The organism is Variovorax stachyos (assembly GCF_051400855.1).
GTDB lineage: Bacteria > Pseudomonadota > Gammaproteobacteria > Burkholderiales > Burkholderiaceae_C > Variovorax.
Genome location: NZ_JBLFFN010000005.1, coordinates 334,121 through 346,985 on the forward strand (window position 1 = coordinate 334,121; position 12,865 = coordinate 346,985).

Below are 12,865 nucleotides of genomic sequence, written 5' to 3' on the forward strand. Positions count from 1 at the left end.
CCGCGGCGTCCTTCCGGGCGCGGTGGTGGGCCGGGCGGGTAGGGCTTGTGATTCGAGGTCGGCGCTCGCATGATGCGAGGCAACGGGCATCGCTCTTGCATTGGAGACGCCATGACCTGCAACTGCCCCACGCGCCGCGGCGCGCTCCAACTCCTTGCCGCCGGCGCCGCATCGCTCGCGCTGCCGGCCCTCGCCCAGTGGCCCGACAAGCCGATCAAGATCATCGTCACCTTTCCTGCCGGCGGCGCCAGTGACATCCTGGCCCGCGTGATGGCCGAGCAGCTCGGAAAGAAGCTGGGCCAGTCCGTGGTGGTGGACAACAAGCCCGGCGCAGGCGGCACCATCGGGGGGGCGCAGGTGGCGGCGGCGGCGCCCGATGGCTACACGCTCATGCTCTCGAACACGACGCCGATCGCGCTCGGCCCCTTCGCACTCGAGAAGCAGCCCTACGATCCGGTCGCGGCCTTCACGCACATCGCCTATCTGGGCTCGGCGCCGCTGGTGCTGATGGCCAGCAAGGACTCGGGCATCAGGACATTCGCCGATCTCGAAGCCCGCGCGCGCAAGGAGGGCCGGCTGGACTTCGGCTCCGGCGGGCCGGGCTCCGTCGGCCACATCCATGGCGAGCTGATCCGGAAGATCACCGGCGCCAACATGGTGCACGTGCCCTATCGCGGCGGCGCGCCGATGACCACCGACCTGATCGCCAACGTGATCCCGGTCGGCATCGACGTGCTCACGGCCTTCGTGCCCTTCTTCAAGAGTGGCCAGCTCGTGCCGATCGCGGTGACGAGCCAGGCGCGCTCGCCGCTCACGCCGGAGGTGCCGACCGTGGTGGAGATCGGCCAGCCCAAGCTGGTGCTGGAGAACTTCTTCGGCCTGAGCGGGCCGGCGAAGCTGCCGGCCGACGTGGTCTCCAGGCTCAACGCCGCCTGCAACGAGGTGCTGGTCATGCCCGAGGTGCAGAAGAAGATGGTCGAGCTCGGCATCGTCGGCAAGCCGGAAACCACCGCTCGTTTCCAGAGTTTCGTGCGGGAGCAGGTCGGCGTGCTCGGTCCCACGGTGAAGGGCGCGGGCATCAAGCTCTGAACGGGGGTACTGGAACACCTTCGCCTTCGGCTGCGGTGCTATTCGCCTTGGGAGCGGCCGGCGGCTCACTGGAGTACCTTCGCTTTCGGGGCGGTTGTGCGGCTCATGTCTCCAGCGTGAGCAGCGGCACGTCGCGCTCGCGAGCCATGTCCTCGAGCTCGGCGCGGGTGCGGGTGCGCAGCCAGGCGGCCAGGGCTTCGCGCGTGGCCGGCGCGAGCATGTCCTGGGGACCGATGCCCGCCGCCTCGCACAAGCGCGTGGCGAAATGCGGCTCCAGCGCGGCCACCGCCACCCGGCCGTCGGCGCAGGGATAGACGCGGTAGCCCGCATGGGCACCCCCGACGGCGCCGGTGGGCTGGGTCAGGCCCCAAGTGCGGGGCAGCGCCAGCCAGTCGGCCGAGGCGTTGAGCGCCACTTCGAGATACACGCCGTTGCCCGGCTCTGCGCGCGCGCAGAGCACGGCCTTGAGCACCGCCTCGCTCGCCAGCAGCGCGCCCCCCATGTCGGCATAGAGGGTGGGCGGCAGCTCGGTGCCCGTGACCAGGCCGCTCTCGGCCAGGTAGGTGAGGTCGTGGCCGGGTTCTTCGGCCCGCGCGCCGGGAGCGCCGACGATCGCCACCTGCGAGAGGGCGGGATGCCGGGCGTGCAGCGCCTCCCATCCCAGGCCCAGCTTGGCCAGGGCGGAGGGGCGGAAGGAGGTCAGCAGCACGTCGGTCTGGTCAAGGCTCCGGTGCAGCTGCGCCACGCCGGCTTCGGTCTTCAGGTCGGCCGTTTTGATGCGCACGCCTTCATGCAGCGTGGCATAGGCGACCCGGTTGTAGTGGGCCATCGGGTCGCCGGCGGGCGGCTCGAATTTCAGGCAGCTGGCGCCCATGGCGCGGCAGCGCATCAGGGCCGCGGGGCCGGGCAGGTTGAGCGCGAGGCTCAGCACGCGCACGCCGGAAAGGGGCGCGGAGACGAGGTCGGGGGAAGTGGGCATGGGCGTGTCCTTGGGCGTGCTGTCACCTTGGGAGCTTACCGGCTTGCCCGGCTCGCTCTACGATGTGCCTGCACAGCTCTTTCAACGAGGAGACCCACATGTACCAAAGCGATCTCATGGCCGGCCGTCGGATTCTCGTGACCGGCGGCGGCACCGGGCTCGGCAAGGCGATGGCCGAGCGCTTCCTGGGCCTGGGCGCGGACGTCGCGATCTGCGGCCGCCGCCAGTCGGTGGTCGAGGAGACGGCGGCGCAATGGCGTACGCAGTTTCCGGGCCGCAAGGTCGACGCCTTCGGGGTCGACATCCGCAATGCGCAGAGCGTGGAGGAGATGGTCGAGGCGCTCTGGCAGAGCGGCGGGCTGACCGGGCTGGTCAACAACGCGGCCGGCAACTTCGTCGCGCCGACGGAGAGCCTGTCGTCGCGCGCCTTCGATGCCGTGGCCAACATCGTCTTTCACGGCAGCTTCTACGTGACCCAGGCGGTGGGCAAGCGCTGGATCGCCGAGGCCAAGGCCGGGCAGTGGCAGCCCGACGATCCGTACCGCAGTGTCATGAGCATCATAGTGACCTGGGTCGACAACGGCGGCCCCTATGTCGTGCCCTCGGCCATGAGCAAGGCTGGCGTGGAGGTGATGACCAAGTCGCTGGCCATCGAATGGGCGCGGTACGGAATCCGGCTCAACGCGGTCGGGCCGGGCGAGATCCCGACCGAGGGCATGAGCAAGCGCCTCAATCCCGGCGAGGAACCTGGCGCGCGCAGCAAGCTGCGCAACCCGATGGCACGCACCGGCCGGATGAGCGAGCTGCAGAACCTCGCCGCCTTCCTGATGGCCCCCGGCCAGTGCGACTGGCTCACCGGCCAGAGCATCATGATGGACGGTGCTCACGCCCTGGCCACCGGCGGCAACTTCTACGAGCTGCGCGAATGGAGCGACGCCCAATGGCAGGAAGCGCGCGAGCGCATCGAGGCCCAGAACCAGAAGGACAAGGCGCAAAGGTAGGGGGTCGGGGTTCCGATCCCGCTGCTAGTCCACGATCTCCGCCCCACGCGCCTTCAGCAGTTCCCGCAGGAAGGAGCGGTGGCAATGCGACTCGTCCTCGCAATAGCAGCCGATCGAGAAGGCGCTCTGGTGCGAGAACGCCGCCAGCAGGTCCAGGCTGCGGCTGGCCTCGGGCTCGGCCATCTCGGCCTTGAACTTGCGTCCGAAGGCGGCCCACTGCGCCGCCGTCTCGGCGGCCTGGGCGGCCTTCATGGTCTCGACCGAGGGCGCGAGGTTGGGGTACCACACGTCGTACCAGTTCTGCGAGGCGAATTCGGACTTCGGCACGCCGCGCGGCGGGCGGCGCACGGCGCCGATGCGCAAGCCTTCGCCGGGGACGCGCTCGCTGCCGAGACGAACGATGCGGATGGCCATGGATGTCTCCTCCTCGAGGTACTGTGGTGCCGGCTGGGCGACAGGCGCGATCATCGCCGAGCATCGATACTTGCACCGAAAAAACCTGGAGACTCTGCATGAACGAACGCATCGAAACGATCCGCCACCCTGATGGCGTGGTCGAGCTGCAGCTGGCACGCGCCGACAAGATGAACGCGCTGGACCCGTCGATGTTCGACGCGCTGATCGACGCCGGCGAGCAGCTGCGCCAGGACGCGCGCGTGCGCGCCGTGGTGCTCGCCGGCCGCGGCAAGGCCTTCTGCGCGGGGCTGGACATGCAGTCCTTCGAGCGCATGGAGCAGGGTGCCGGCAGCGGCGTCATCGGGCGGCATGCGGTGTCCGACCTGCTGGTGCGCACCCACGGCATCGCCAACGCTGCGCAGCAGGTCGCCATGGTCTGGCGCGAGGTGCCGGTGCCGGTGATCGCTGCCGTGCACGGCGTGGCCTTCGGCGGTGGCTTGCAGGTGGCGCTGGGCGCCGACATCCGGCTGGTCGCGCCGGACACCCGGCTGTCGGTGATGGAGATCAAGTGGGGCCTGGTGCCCGACATGGGCGGCATGGTGCTGATGCGCGAGCTCGCGCGGACCGACGTGGTGCGCGAGCTCACGTTCACCGGCCGCGTCTTCTCCGGCGAGGAGGCGGTGGCGCTGGGCTTCGCCACGCGCGTGTCGACCGATCCGCTGGCCGATGCCTTGCGGATGGCGCATGAGATCGCGCAGAAGAGCCCGGACGCCATCCGCGCCGGCAAGCGCCTGCTGAACGCCGCGATGGCGCATAGCGCGGCCGACCTGCTGCTGGCCGAGTCGGTCGAGCAGAAGGCGCTGATCGGCAGTGCCAACCAGATCGAGGCCGTGCGCGCCAACATCGAGCGGCGCACGCCGCGCTTCGGGCCGCAGCCCTAGCGATCGGATATCCATACGCGAAGGACCTGGAGGTCTCGCAAAGTTCGCGAAAGAAAGCCAGGAATGGTTCGTGTGTTTTTTTGCGTTCCTTGCGTCTTCTGCGTTCGGATGCCCGGCGTCGCGCAGGCGACCCGGCATACTCGCGGTGTGCCCATCTCACTGCTTCATCGCTTGGCAGAGCACGATCTGCCCATCGCCGTCAACAACGGTGCCGACGTCGACGCCTTGCGCGTGCTGAGTCTCGCCGGCCACGTGAAGGCGTCGATCCCCCGACCCGTGCGGACCATGGACGGCTATGAACAGCCGCCGGCCACCATCACTGCCATCACCCCGCTGGGGCGCAGCATGATGAAGCGCTTTCCAAGGCTCGGGGACTCGTGACCTGAGCGCCCTGGCCCCTGTCAGCGGGTATCGCCGGGCCGTGCGCTGCGGTGTTGCGATGGCTTCGGTGCATCTTCCTTGCGCCGCCCATACTTGAACACGCTGAGCTGGCCGTCGCTCTCGAGCCGTGCCACTCGGACGTCCTCGAGGCGCTCCACGCCCTGCTCGCGCAGCTTGCCGGCAAGCTCGTCGAGCGTGATCTTCTCGCGCCGCAGGATCCGGTGCACCGGCTTGCCATGCCGCACGAGGATCTGGGTCGGCGGCTCCAGCAGGCGCGAAACGACCTCGAAGCGATAGCTCAGCCAGTCGAGTAGGACATTCCAGCCGATGAGGGTCGACAGCAGCACCAGGCCGTCGCCGATGGTCTTGTACTCGCCCTGCATTGCGTTGCTGGCCGCATCGGCCACCAGCACCACGAACAGCAGATCGGCCATGCCCATCGATCCGACGTCCCGTCGCAACAGAAAGCGAAAGACGACCAGCAGGAACCAGTAGACCACGGTGCCCCGAAGCACCATCTGCCAGGGTGGAAAATCCAGAGAGAAGAGGGCGGCAAGGTCGGACATGGCGCCGATCATGCACCGGCGGCGGCGACTTGTCCGTGGCGAACCGGTTCGATCACGTGCGGGCGCAAGCGGCGAATACCACGACCGAACGACCCGTCGTGACGTAGCGGTCGAAAACACCGCCGCCGTCGCTGCCGAGGGCCGGATCCGTCGTGTCGATCCGGAGTTGCCAATTTTCCTCACCTGGGGCGGGCGGAAGCACGAACGGCACCGGCTCGTGCCATCCGTTGATCAGGATCAGCACGCTGACATCGTGCGCGGCGACCGGCAGGGCCGACACCGGCGCGCGGCCGTCCAGCAACAGCGCGAACGAGCGGGTGTGGTTGTCTTCCCATTGCGCCGGCTGCATTTCGTCGCCGGCAGGCGTGAGCCACGTCGAATCCTTCGCGGCGAGCTCCTCGAAAAAGTGGCCGGTCAGGAACCGGTTGCGCCGCAGCACGGGCAGTTCTCGCCGAAGCGCGAGGAGGCGCGCGGTAAAGGCTCTTAGAGTGCGCCCGGGTGGAGCCTCGGCCGCCTGCCAGTCCACCCAGGAGATCTCGTTGTCCTGGCAGTACGCGTTGTTGTTGCCTTGCTGGCTGCGGCCGAACTCGTCGCCGGCCAGCAGCATGGGGGTGCCCTGCGAGAGCAGCAGCGTGGCGAGCATGTTGCGCTGTTGCCGGGCCCGCAGCTCGAGCACGGCCGGGTCGTCGGTCGGCCCCTCGACGCCGCAGTTCCAGGACCTGTTGTGCGAATGGCCGTCGCGGTTGTCCTCGCCGTTCGCCTCGTTGTGCTTGTCGTTGTAGCTCGTGGTGTCGGCGAGCGTGAAGCCATCATGGGCACTGATGAAGTTGACGCTTGCCCAGGGACGGCGTCCGCGCTTGTTGAATCGGTCTGCGCTTCCGGTCAGGCGCTGGGCCAGCTGGGCGGCGGTGCCTTCGTCGCCCTTCCAGTACGCGCGCACGGTGTCGCGAAACTGGTCGTTCCACTCGGCCCACCCTGGCGGAAAGCCGCCGACCTGGTAGCCCCCGGGGCCGATGTCCCAGGGCTCGGCGACCAGCTTCACGCTGGACAGCACGGGATCCTGGCGGCAGCTCTTGAGAAAGCCGCCCCTTTCCGCGAAGCCATCGGGCTCGCGTGCAAGGATGGTGGCGAGGTCGAAGCGGAAGCCGTCGACCTTCATCTCGGTGACCCAGTAGCGCAGGCTGTCCATGACCATCTGAAGCACGCGGGGATGACTCAGGTTCACCGTGTTCCCGGTCCCGGTGTCGTTCACGTAGTAGCGCGGGCTAGAACCGTTGCCATCGGGCATGAGCCGGTAGTAGCTCCGGTTGTCGATGCCCTTGAAGGACAGCGTCGGCCCCAGCTCGTTGCCCTCCGGGGTATGGTTGTAGACGACGTCCAGGATCACCTCCAGGCCATGGGCATGGAAGCGGTCGACCATGTGCTTGAACTCGTCGATGTGGGGGCCATCCATGTAGCGCTGTTCCAACGCGAAGAAGCCCAGCGTGTCGTAGCCCCAGTAGTTGCTGAGCCTCTTTTCCTCCAGGTAGGACTGGGTCACGAACATCTGCACCGGCAGCAGCTCGACGCTGGTGACCCCCAGGTCGCGGATCGGGCGCAGGACCTCGTCGCAGGCCATGCCTGCGAACGTCCCGCGAAAATGCTCGGGGATGCCCGGATGCTTGATGGTGAAGCCCCGCAGGTGGGTTTCGTAGAAGACCGTCTCCTGCCAAGGCACCCGCAGGCGATCCGTCTGCGTCCACTCGAAGCGCGAATCGACCACCACGCACTTGGGCACGAACGGTGCGCTGTCGCGTTCGTCGAAGCTCAGGTCCCCGTCCGGATGACCTACGGTGTAGCCGAATACTTCCGGCGCCCACTTGAGCGCCCCCATGTGCGCCTTGGCATAGGGGTCGAGAAGCAGCTTGTGGTGATTGAAGCGATGCCCGTTCTCGGGCTCGTAGGGCCCGTGCACGCGCAGGCCGTAGCGCGCGCCGGGCAGCAGGCCCGGCACGAAGCCGTGCCAGATCTCGTCGGTGTACTCGGGCAGGGTGACGCATCCGATCTCGGTGGACCCTGCCTCGTCGAAGATGCAGACGTCCACCCGCGTGGCGTGCGCGGAAAACACGGCGAAATTGACCCCGTCTCCCGTGAAGGTGGATCCCAGGGGATGAGGCGAACCTTCCCGGACGGACAGGGGGTGCGGGGCTTGCGAAGACATGGTGCGGTACGGAATAGCAAAAATGCCGAGGGTCGCCTCGGCATCCCCGTCCCGAGGGCAGCAGGACGGCCGCCGTCGCGTAGGTTGGGATCGCGACTACCGCCTGCCTTTGTCGGACTGGCCTTCCAGAAGCCTCCGTCATTTTCTGTCCGGCCCCTCCCGGCAGCCGGGCCAGATTCAGTCGCATGTTGGTCGTGACCCCCACGTGACCCCGCCTGCGAGAAGACCATGGCCCTGCCTCATGCCCAAGTCCTCGATGTCATCGGCATCGGCCCGCTCGGGTCCAAGGTGCGCGATGCCGTCAGCACCAGCCTGCTGAAGACGGAGCGTCTGCAATTGCTGCACCTCGTCCTGCCTGCCCGCCGAGACCAGCCGGAGCATCACGTGGACGACGAGTGCACGATCCAGTGCATCGAAGGCGACGTGGAGGTGAAGATGCCGGGTGGCGTGCGCCGGCTTGCGCCTGGGCAACTGGTCGTTCTTCCGGCGCGACAGCGCCATTCCCTCAGCGCTCGAGTCGACTCGGCCGTATTGGTCACCCTGCTGCTGGACGACGGCGACGCAGGGGATGGCGGCGGCGCCGGCAATCGCATGCGCCAACCTGACGAGCAGGAGAAAACGTGATGCCGACCCCAGACAAGCTCCGCGAGTGTTACGACGCCTGGAAGCGAGCTTCCGACGAGCACCGGGACATGATGGACGCCGTCATGGCGGGCGGGCCGCTCGATGCCGAGTCGATGGAGAGAAAGCTCGGCGAGATCGATGTCCTCCACAGCGAGTGGATGGAGCTTGCGGCCCGGTTTGCAAAGGACGATGCCGGATCGGCGAAGCCAGCCCGCCGCGGCGCCACCAAGTAGGCCTATGAACCCTTGAAGCTGCCCCAACCGGGGGGAGCGCACCATGACGAAGTCAGGTCTGCAGGGATTCCCGCGCAGACATCCTTTCTGGATGGTGACCCTACTCGCGCTCATCGTCCTGGCTATCCTGTTCGATTGGAACTGGTTCCGCAGGCCGCTGGAGCGCTACATCTCGGGCAAGACGGAGCGCGTCTTTCGCATCTCCGACCTGGACGTTTCCCTGAGCCTCACGCCCACCATTCGGATGCGCGAGGTTTTCTTCGGCAATCCCGACTGGTCCAAAGAGGAAGCCATGGCGCGCATCGAGAAGCTGGAGTTCTCCGTCTCGCTGCGCGACCTGCCCGACAAGATCCTGGTGCCGCGCGTGGCGCTCACTCGCCCGGACCTGCTCTTCGAGCGCCTGAAGGACGAGCGCAAGAACTGGAAGCTGGGCGAGCCTTCGGACACCTCGCCGAGCAAGCTGCGAATCAGCACGCTGTCGGTCGATCACGGGCGCCTGCGCTACATCGACCACGGAGAGCCCTTCCAGATCGAGATCCAGGGCAGCACCTTCGACCCGGCGAGCCAGGCCAAGGTCAAGGATGCCGACGCGCCCCCGCGCAATGTCCGCTACAGCACGCAGTACGCCTTCAAGGGCAAGTACCACGACGCAACCTTTTCGGGGACCGCGCTCACCGGCGAGGTGCTGAGCTTCCAGGAGTCCGGCGTTCCGTTCCCGGTCAAGGGCAACCTCGTCGCGGGAACGACGAAACTCGAGGTGGAAGGCACGGTTGCCGACGCGGCCGACATCTCCGCGATCGACACCCGGCTTCGCATCGAGGGGCAGACGCTCGCCAACCTGTACCCCTTCCTGTTGCTGCCGCTGCCGGCCTCGCCGCCGTACCAGCTGCAAGGCCACCTGGTCCTGAAGGGCAACCGCTACACCATGGAGGACCTGCGCGGCAAGATCGGCTCGACCGACGTCACCGGCACCGGGGCCTACGTCGAGAAGGAGCCGCGCCCGCTCCTGACGGCCAAACTGCACAGCAAGCTGCTGAACATGGCGGACCTCGGGCCGATGGTCGGCATCGAGACCAAGGCCACCGGCGGCAAGCCGCGGCTGTCGCAGGCCGAGACCCGCTCGCGTCCGGCGGCGGCCGCGAAGCACAAGGCGGTGAATCCGAACCATATTCTTCCGTCGGGCTCCTTCGATGGCAGCCGGCTGCAGAAGATCGACGCCGAAGTGACGCTGGACGCCACCAAGCTCATCGTTCCCGAGGCCTTGCCGCTGGAGAGCCTGCGGGCCTCGCTGCGCCTGTACGACGCGATGCTCGAGCTCAAGCCGGTGGAGTTCGGCTTTGCCGGCGGCGCGATCGTCTCGCACATCCGGCTCGACGCGAGGGAGCCCACGATCCGGTCGGACGTGCAGATCAACCTGCAGAGGGTGCGCCTGGACCGGCTGATGCCGAAGCAGAAGCGCATTGCGCAAGCGGCCGGCTTCGTCGGCGGGACCCTGCAGCTCAAGGGCACGGGCAACTCCATTGCGGATGCGGCGGCCAAGGCCGACGGCCGCATCGTGCTCACGATTGCGAACGGGCGCATTTCCAACCTGATCGATGCGGCCACCAGTCTTCATGGCGGGAAGGTGCTGCAGCTGCTGGTCGGCGGCGACCGCGAGATCGCCGTGAACTGCGGCGGGGTCGCTTTCGACGTGAAGCAGGGCCGCGGTGTCGCCACCTTGCTGGTGGTCGACACCGAGCAGACCCAGATAGTGGGCGGCGGCGGCTTCGACCTGGCGCGGGAAACCTTCGACGTCACCGTGGCCCCCAGGCCCAAGCAGCCCGGCATCCTGTCGCTGCGCACGCCCGTGCGTCTGTTCGGCACGTTCAAGGAGCCGGACTTCGAGCTCGAGAAGGGCCCGCTCGTCGCGCGCGCGGGCGGTGCGCTCGCACTTGCCGCCACGGTGCCTCTCGCCGCGCTGTTGCCGCTGCTGGAAACCGGGCCGGGGCTGGAGACGAATTGCGCCTCGGTGCAGCGGCAGGTGGCGCCGGCCGCCAAGCAGGCCAAGACCCCGCGCAAGCGCAGGTAGGGCATGGCAGGCGGGCCTGATGCCCGCACGGGTTCGTCAAACGCGGGCGACGTTGAAGCCTCGACTGGACCGCTATTTCTGAGTTCCCGTGGGCGCAGGCTTCACGGGATTCTCCGGGGTGGCAGGGGTCTTGGACGGCTCGCCCGTCTTCGGCGCAGCGCCCGTCGCGCTGACCGCGGGAGACTGGGTCTGCACTGCCGCAGCGGCGGCTCCGTACCACGTCCTGACCCCCCGATGCCCGGCGCACGCGTCAGACCTCTTGGCGGCGCTCGAGTAGGTGCCATCCTTGCATAGCGCCGTGCTGCCCGCAGGCGCCTTCGCAGGCGCCTGTGCCTGGGCTGCAAGGCAAAGAAGGGATGAGCAGATGAGAAGAACCGGCCGATAGCGCATGACTGAACTCCTTGGCGCATCCTGATGGGCTTTTCTTCCTCGATCGAGAAGGCCGCGGCGCCAGTCTTGGTTGCGCTTCTGCGTAGGACATCCTGCTCGCTGTATGTCTTGGCACAACGATGCCCATGCGCCAGACGAATCCCGGAGAATGGCGAACGGCGTGGCCGACGCGTTGCCTGAGCGCACCGCTGCGTCTTCCACGTAAGCCATGAAGGTTGCGACATTCAACGTCAACGGCATCAAGGGCCGGATGCCACGTCTTCTCGACTGGCTGCAGGAGGCCGAGCCGGACATCGTCTGTCTGCAGGAAATCAAGACGGGCGATGCGACCTTTCCCCACGAACCGCTGGAAGCGGCGGGCTACCACGTCATCTGGCACGGCCAGCCGCGGCACCACGGCGTCGCAATCGTGTCTCGACGCGCCGCTCCGGCACTCGTTCGGCGCGGACTTCCCGACGACGACGCCGATGGCCAGGCGAGATACCTCGAGGCTGACGTCGGTACCGTGCGAGTGGCGTCCGTCTACTTGCCGAACGGGAATCCGGTTCCGAGCAACAACTTCGACTACAAGCTGCGGTGGTTCGAGCGCTTCAACGCGCACGCGAACACGCTGATCGGTCGCGACGTCGTTTTATGCGGAGACTTCAATGTGGTCCCGACCAACGAGGACATCTACAACGCAGGCTCCTGGCGCTTCGACGCCGTGCTGCAGCCCGAAACGAGAGACGCGTACCAGCGGCTGCTCGCCCAAGGCTGGATCGACAGCGCACGCTCCCTGAACCCGAAGGGGCGCGGGGAGCTGTACACGTTCTGGGTCAACGACCACGCATTCCGCCGCAACGCCGGATTCCGGATGGACTTCCTTTTGCTCAGTCCCGGCCTCGGAAGCCGGCTTCAGGCTTCGGGCGTCGATGCGGAACACCGCGGGCGCGAGAAGCCGAGCGACCACGCTCCGGTCTGGGTGGACCTGCGGGACGAGTCCACTGAATCACTGAAATCGGTCGGTGCTGTCCACCCGATACGGGCGCGCCTCATCGCTGCGAAACAGCAGCGGCGCGTCTTCTTCTTGCGTCGGCCCGCTCTCCTGCGCCATCAAAGCTCCGGCAGGCGCGCTTCGCGCCAGCGCGCCCCTATGGCTTCGTCGTCATAAGCCACCACGCTCTGGCGCTGCTCGCCCAGCAGCCGGCTGCCCAGCGCGACGCGGTCGCCGGTCTTCAGGAACAGCGGCGGCTTGTGGCCCAGCCCCACGCCCGGCGGCGTTCCGGTGGCGATCACGTCGCCGGCCTGCAAGGCCATGAAGCGGCTCAGGTAGGACACGATGTGCGCGACGCCAAAGATCTGCGTGCGCGTGTTGCCGCTCTGGCGCCGCACGCCATTGACCTCCAGCCACAGGTCGACGTCCTGCGGGTCGGGTACTTCTTCGGCGGTCACCAGCCACGGGCCCAAGGGTGCATAGCCGTAGTAGCTCTTGCCCTTGGTCCACTGGCCTTCGTATTCGATCTGCCAGGTGCGCTCGGACACGTCGTTGCACAGGCAGTAGCCCGCGACGTGGCGCAAGGCATCCTCCTCGCGCACGTGCCACGCCGGCGTGCCTATCACTACCGCAAGCTCCACCTCCCAGTCCAGCTTGGCCGAACCGGGCGCGAGGATCAGCGCGTCGTTGGGCCCGGCCGCAGCGCCGGTGTGCTTGTTGAACACGATGGGCTGTGAAGGAATGGGCGTGTTGGTTTCCGCCGCGTGGTCGGAGTAGTTGAGGCCGATGCAAACCAGGTTGGGGATGCTGCCCACGCACGCGCCCAACCGCACGCCGGCGGGTGCGGCCGGTAGTTGGGCGGGGTCGATCTCGCGCAGGCGCGCCAGCGCCGGCGGCGACAGCGTGCCGGCATCGATGTCCGGCACGACACCGGAGAGGTCGCGCACGACACCTTGAGCATCGATCACGCCAGGCTTCTCGCTGCCGCGAGCACCGAATCGGACGAGTTTCATTTCTCGTGTTC

The 12,865-nt window shown here is 67.5% G+C and carries 14 protein-coding genes; 8 read left to right on the forward strand and 6 right to left on the reverse strand.

The genetic code is table 11. The features are described from left to right. Nucleotides 1-111 precede the first annotated feature (111 nt). The gene (locus ACMGEZ_RS12025) at nt 112-1,089 is read left to right on the forward strand and encodes a Bug family tripartite tricarboxylate transporter substrate binding protein (protein WP_436822490.1); all 978 of its coding nucleotides are present in this window, start codon (nt 112-114) and stop codon (nt 1,087-1,089) included. A gap of 103 nt (nt 1,090-1,192) precedes the next feature. Here ACMGEZ_RS12025 and ACMGEZ_RS12030 read toward each other — a convergent pair whose 3' ends face one another. Then, nucleotides 1,193-2,068, reverse strand: a complete 876-nt coding sequence (locus ACMGEZ_RS12030; RefSeq protein WP_436822491.1) for a CoA transferase — start codon at nt 2,066-2,068, stop codon at nt 1,193-1,195. A gap of 98 nt (nt 2,069-2,166) precedes the next feature. Here ACMGEZ_RS12030 and ACMGEZ_RS12035 point away from each other — a divergent pair, with 98 nt between their 5' ends. Further along, complete coding sequence (locus ACMGEZ_RS12035) at nt 2,167-3,069, forward strand: SDR family oxidoreductase (RefSeq protein ID WP_436822492.1); 903 nt, start codon at nt 2,167-2,169, stop codon at nt 3,067-3,069. A 24-nt stretch (nt 3,070-3,093) separates the two neighbouring features. On the opposite strand, the gene ACMGEZ_RS12040 is transcribed toward ACMGEZ_RS12035, so the two are convergent. Then, nucleotides 3,094-3,483, reverse strand: a complete 390-nt coding sequence (locus tag ACMGEZ_RS12040; RefSeq protein WP_436822493.1) for a DUF488 domain-containing protein — start codon at nt 3,481-3,483, stop codon at nt 3,094-3,096. Nucleotides 3,484-3,581: 98 nt separating this feature from the next. On the opposite strand from ACMGEZ_RS12040, the gene ACMGEZ_RS12045 reads away from it, so the two are divergent. Next, nucleotides 3,582-4,406, forward strand: coding sequence for a crotonase/enoyl-CoA hydratase family protein (locus tag ACMGEZ_RS12045; protein WP_436822494.1), 825 nt, complete (start codon nt 3,582-3,584; stop codon nt 4,404-4,406). A 171-nt stretch (nt 4,407-4,577) separates the two neighbouring features. Continuing rightward, complete coding sequence (locus tag ACMGEZ_RS12050) at nt 4,578-4,787, forward strand: hypothetical protein (protein WP_436822495.1); 210 nt, start codon at nt 4,578-4,580, stop codon at nt 4,785-4,787. Nucleotides 4,788-4,807: 20 nt separating this feature from the next. On the opposite strand, the gene ACMGEZ_RS12055 is transcribed toward ACMGEZ_RS12050, so the two are convergent. Next, a complete protein-coding gene (locus tag ACMGEZ_RS12055; RefSeq protein ID WP_436822496.1) occupies nt 4,808-5,353 on the reverse strand; it encodes a DUF421 domain-containing protein in 546 nt (181 codons plus the stop codon). A 52-nt stretch (nt 5,354-5,405) separates the two neighbouring features. Then, nucleotides 5,406-7,553 carry a glycogen debranching protein GlgX gene (gene glgX / locus ACMGEZ_RS12060; RefSeq protein WP_436822497.1) on the reverse strand — a complete coding sequence of 716 codons (2,148 nt, stop codon included), beginning with the start codon at nt 7,551-7,553 and terminating at the stop codon, nt 5,406-5,408. A gap of 228 nt (nt 7,554-7,781) precedes the next feature. Between glgX and ACMGEZ_RS12065 the strand changes: the two genes are divergently transcribed. The 3 genes from ACMGEZ_RS12065 to ACMGEZ_RS12075 all read left to right on the forward strand — a co-directional run bounded on the left by ACMGEZ_RS12065 (nt 7,782) and on the right by ACMGEZ_RS12075 (nt 10,478). Next, a complete protein-coding gene (locus ACMGEZ_RS12065; RefSeq protein ID WP_436822498.1) occupies nt 7,782-8,177 on the forward strand; it encodes a cupin domain-containing protein in 396 nt (131 codons plus the stop codon). Then, entirely contained in the window at nt 8,177-8,410 is a 234-nt protein-coding gene (locus tag ACMGEZ_RS12070) for a hypothetical protein (RefSeq protein WP_436822499.1), read from the forward strand. The genes ACMGEZ_RS12065 and ACMGEZ_RS12070 overlap by 1 nt, the downstream gene beginning before the upstream one ends. Before the next feature lie 91 nt (nt 8,411-8,501). Next, nucleotides 8,502-10,478 carry an AsmA family protein gene (locus ACMGEZ_RS12075; RefSeq protein ID WP_436822500.1) on the forward strand — a complete coding sequence of 659 codons (1,977 nt, stop codon included), beginning with the start codon at nt 8,502-8,504 and terminating at the stop codon, nt 10,476-10,478. A gap of 72 nt (nt 10,479-10,550) precedes the next feature. Here the strand turns inward: ACMGEZ_RS12075 and ACMGEZ_RS12080 are convergent, their stop codons facing one another. Further along, nucleotides 10,551-11,162 carry a DUF3761 domain-containing protein gene (locus ACMGEZ_RS12080; protein ID WP_436822501.1) on the reverse strand — a complete coding sequence of 204 codons (612 nt, stop codon included), beginning with the start codon at nt 11,160-11,162 and terminating at the stop codon, nt 10,551-10,553. Here ACMGEZ_RS12080 and xth point away from each other — a divergent pair. Next, complete coding sequence (gene xth / locus ACMGEZ_RS12085) at nt 11,077-12,018, forward strand: exodeoxyribonuclease III (protein WP_436822502.1); 942 nt, start codon at nt 11,077-11,079, stop codon at nt 12,016-12,018. The genes ACMGEZ_RS12080 and xth overlap by 86 nt on opposite strands. On the opposite strand, the gene ACMGEZ_RS12090 is transcribed toward xth, so the two are convergent. Next, nucleotides 11,961-12,854: a fumarylacetoacetate hydrolase family protein gene (locus ACMGEZ_RS12090; protein WP_436822503.1), complete on the reverse strand. Its 894-nt coding sequence runs from the start codon at nt 12,852-12,854 to the stop codon at nt 11,961-11,963. The genes xth and ACMGEZ_RS12090 overlap by 58 nt on opposite strands. Nucleotides 12,855-12,865 lie beyond the last annotated feature (11 nt).

What these genes read in the sequence shown, in the direction of transcription:
- ACMGEZ_RS12025 (WP_436822490.1), top strand. Translation starts at nt 112, where the DNA reads ATGACCTGCAACTGCCCCACGCGCCGCGGCGCGCTCCAACTCCTTGCC.
- ACMGEZ_RS12030 (WP_436822491.1), bottom strand. Translation starts at nt 2,068, where the DNA reads ATGCCCACTTCCCCCGACCTCGTCTCCGCGCCCCTTTCCGGCGTGCGC.
- ACMGEZ_RS12035 (WP_436822492.1), top strand. Translation starts at nt 2,167, where the DNA reads ATGTACCAAAGCGATCTCATGGCCGGCCGTCGGATTCTCGTGACCGGC.
- ACMGEZ_RS12040 (WP_436822493.1), bottom strand. Translation starts at nt 3,483, where the DNA reads ATGGCCATCCGCATCGTTCGTCTCGGCAGCGAGCGCGTCCCCGGCGAA.
- ACMGEZ_RS12045 (WP_436822494.1), top strand. Translation starts at nt 3,582, where the DNA reads ATGAACGAACGCATCGAAACGATCCGCCACCCTGATGGCGTGGTCGAG.
- ACMGEZ_RS12055 (WP_436822496.1), bottom strand. Translation starts at nt 5,353, where the DNA reads ATGTCCGACCTTGCCGCCCTCTTCTCTCTGGATTTTCCACCCTGGCAG.
- glgX (WP_436822497.1), bottom strand. Translation starts at nt 7,553, where the DNA reads ATGTCTTCGCAAGCCCCGCACCCCCTGTCCGTCCGGGAAGGTTCGCCT.
- ACMGEZ_RS12065 (WP_436822498.1), top strand. Translation starts at nt 7,782, where the DNA reads ATGGCCCTGCCTCATGCCCAAGTCCTCGATGTCATCGGCATCGGCCCG.
- ACMGEZ_RS12070 (WP_436822499.1), top strand. Translation starts at nt 8,177, where the DNA reads ATGCCGACCCCAGACAAGCTCCGCGAGTGTTACGACGCCTGGAAGCGA.
- ACMGEZ_RS12075 (WP_436822500.1), top strand. Translation starts at nt 8,502, where the DNA reads ATGGTGACCCTACTCGCGCTCATCGTCCTGGCTATCCTGTTCGATTGG.
- xth (WP_436822502.1), top strand. Translation starts at nt 11,077, where the DNA reads ATGAAGGTTGCGACATTCAACGTCAACGGCATCAAGGGCCGGATGCCA.
- ACMGEZ_RS12080 (WP_436822501.1), bottom strand. Translation starts at nt 11,162, where the DNA reads ATGTCCGGCTCGGCCTCCTGCAGCCAGTCGAGAAGACGTGGCATCCGG.
- ACMGEZ_RS12090 (WP_436822503.1), bottom strand. Translation starts at nt 12,854, where the DNA reads ATGAAACTCGTCCGATTCGGTGCTCGCGGCAGCGAGAAGCCTGGCGTG.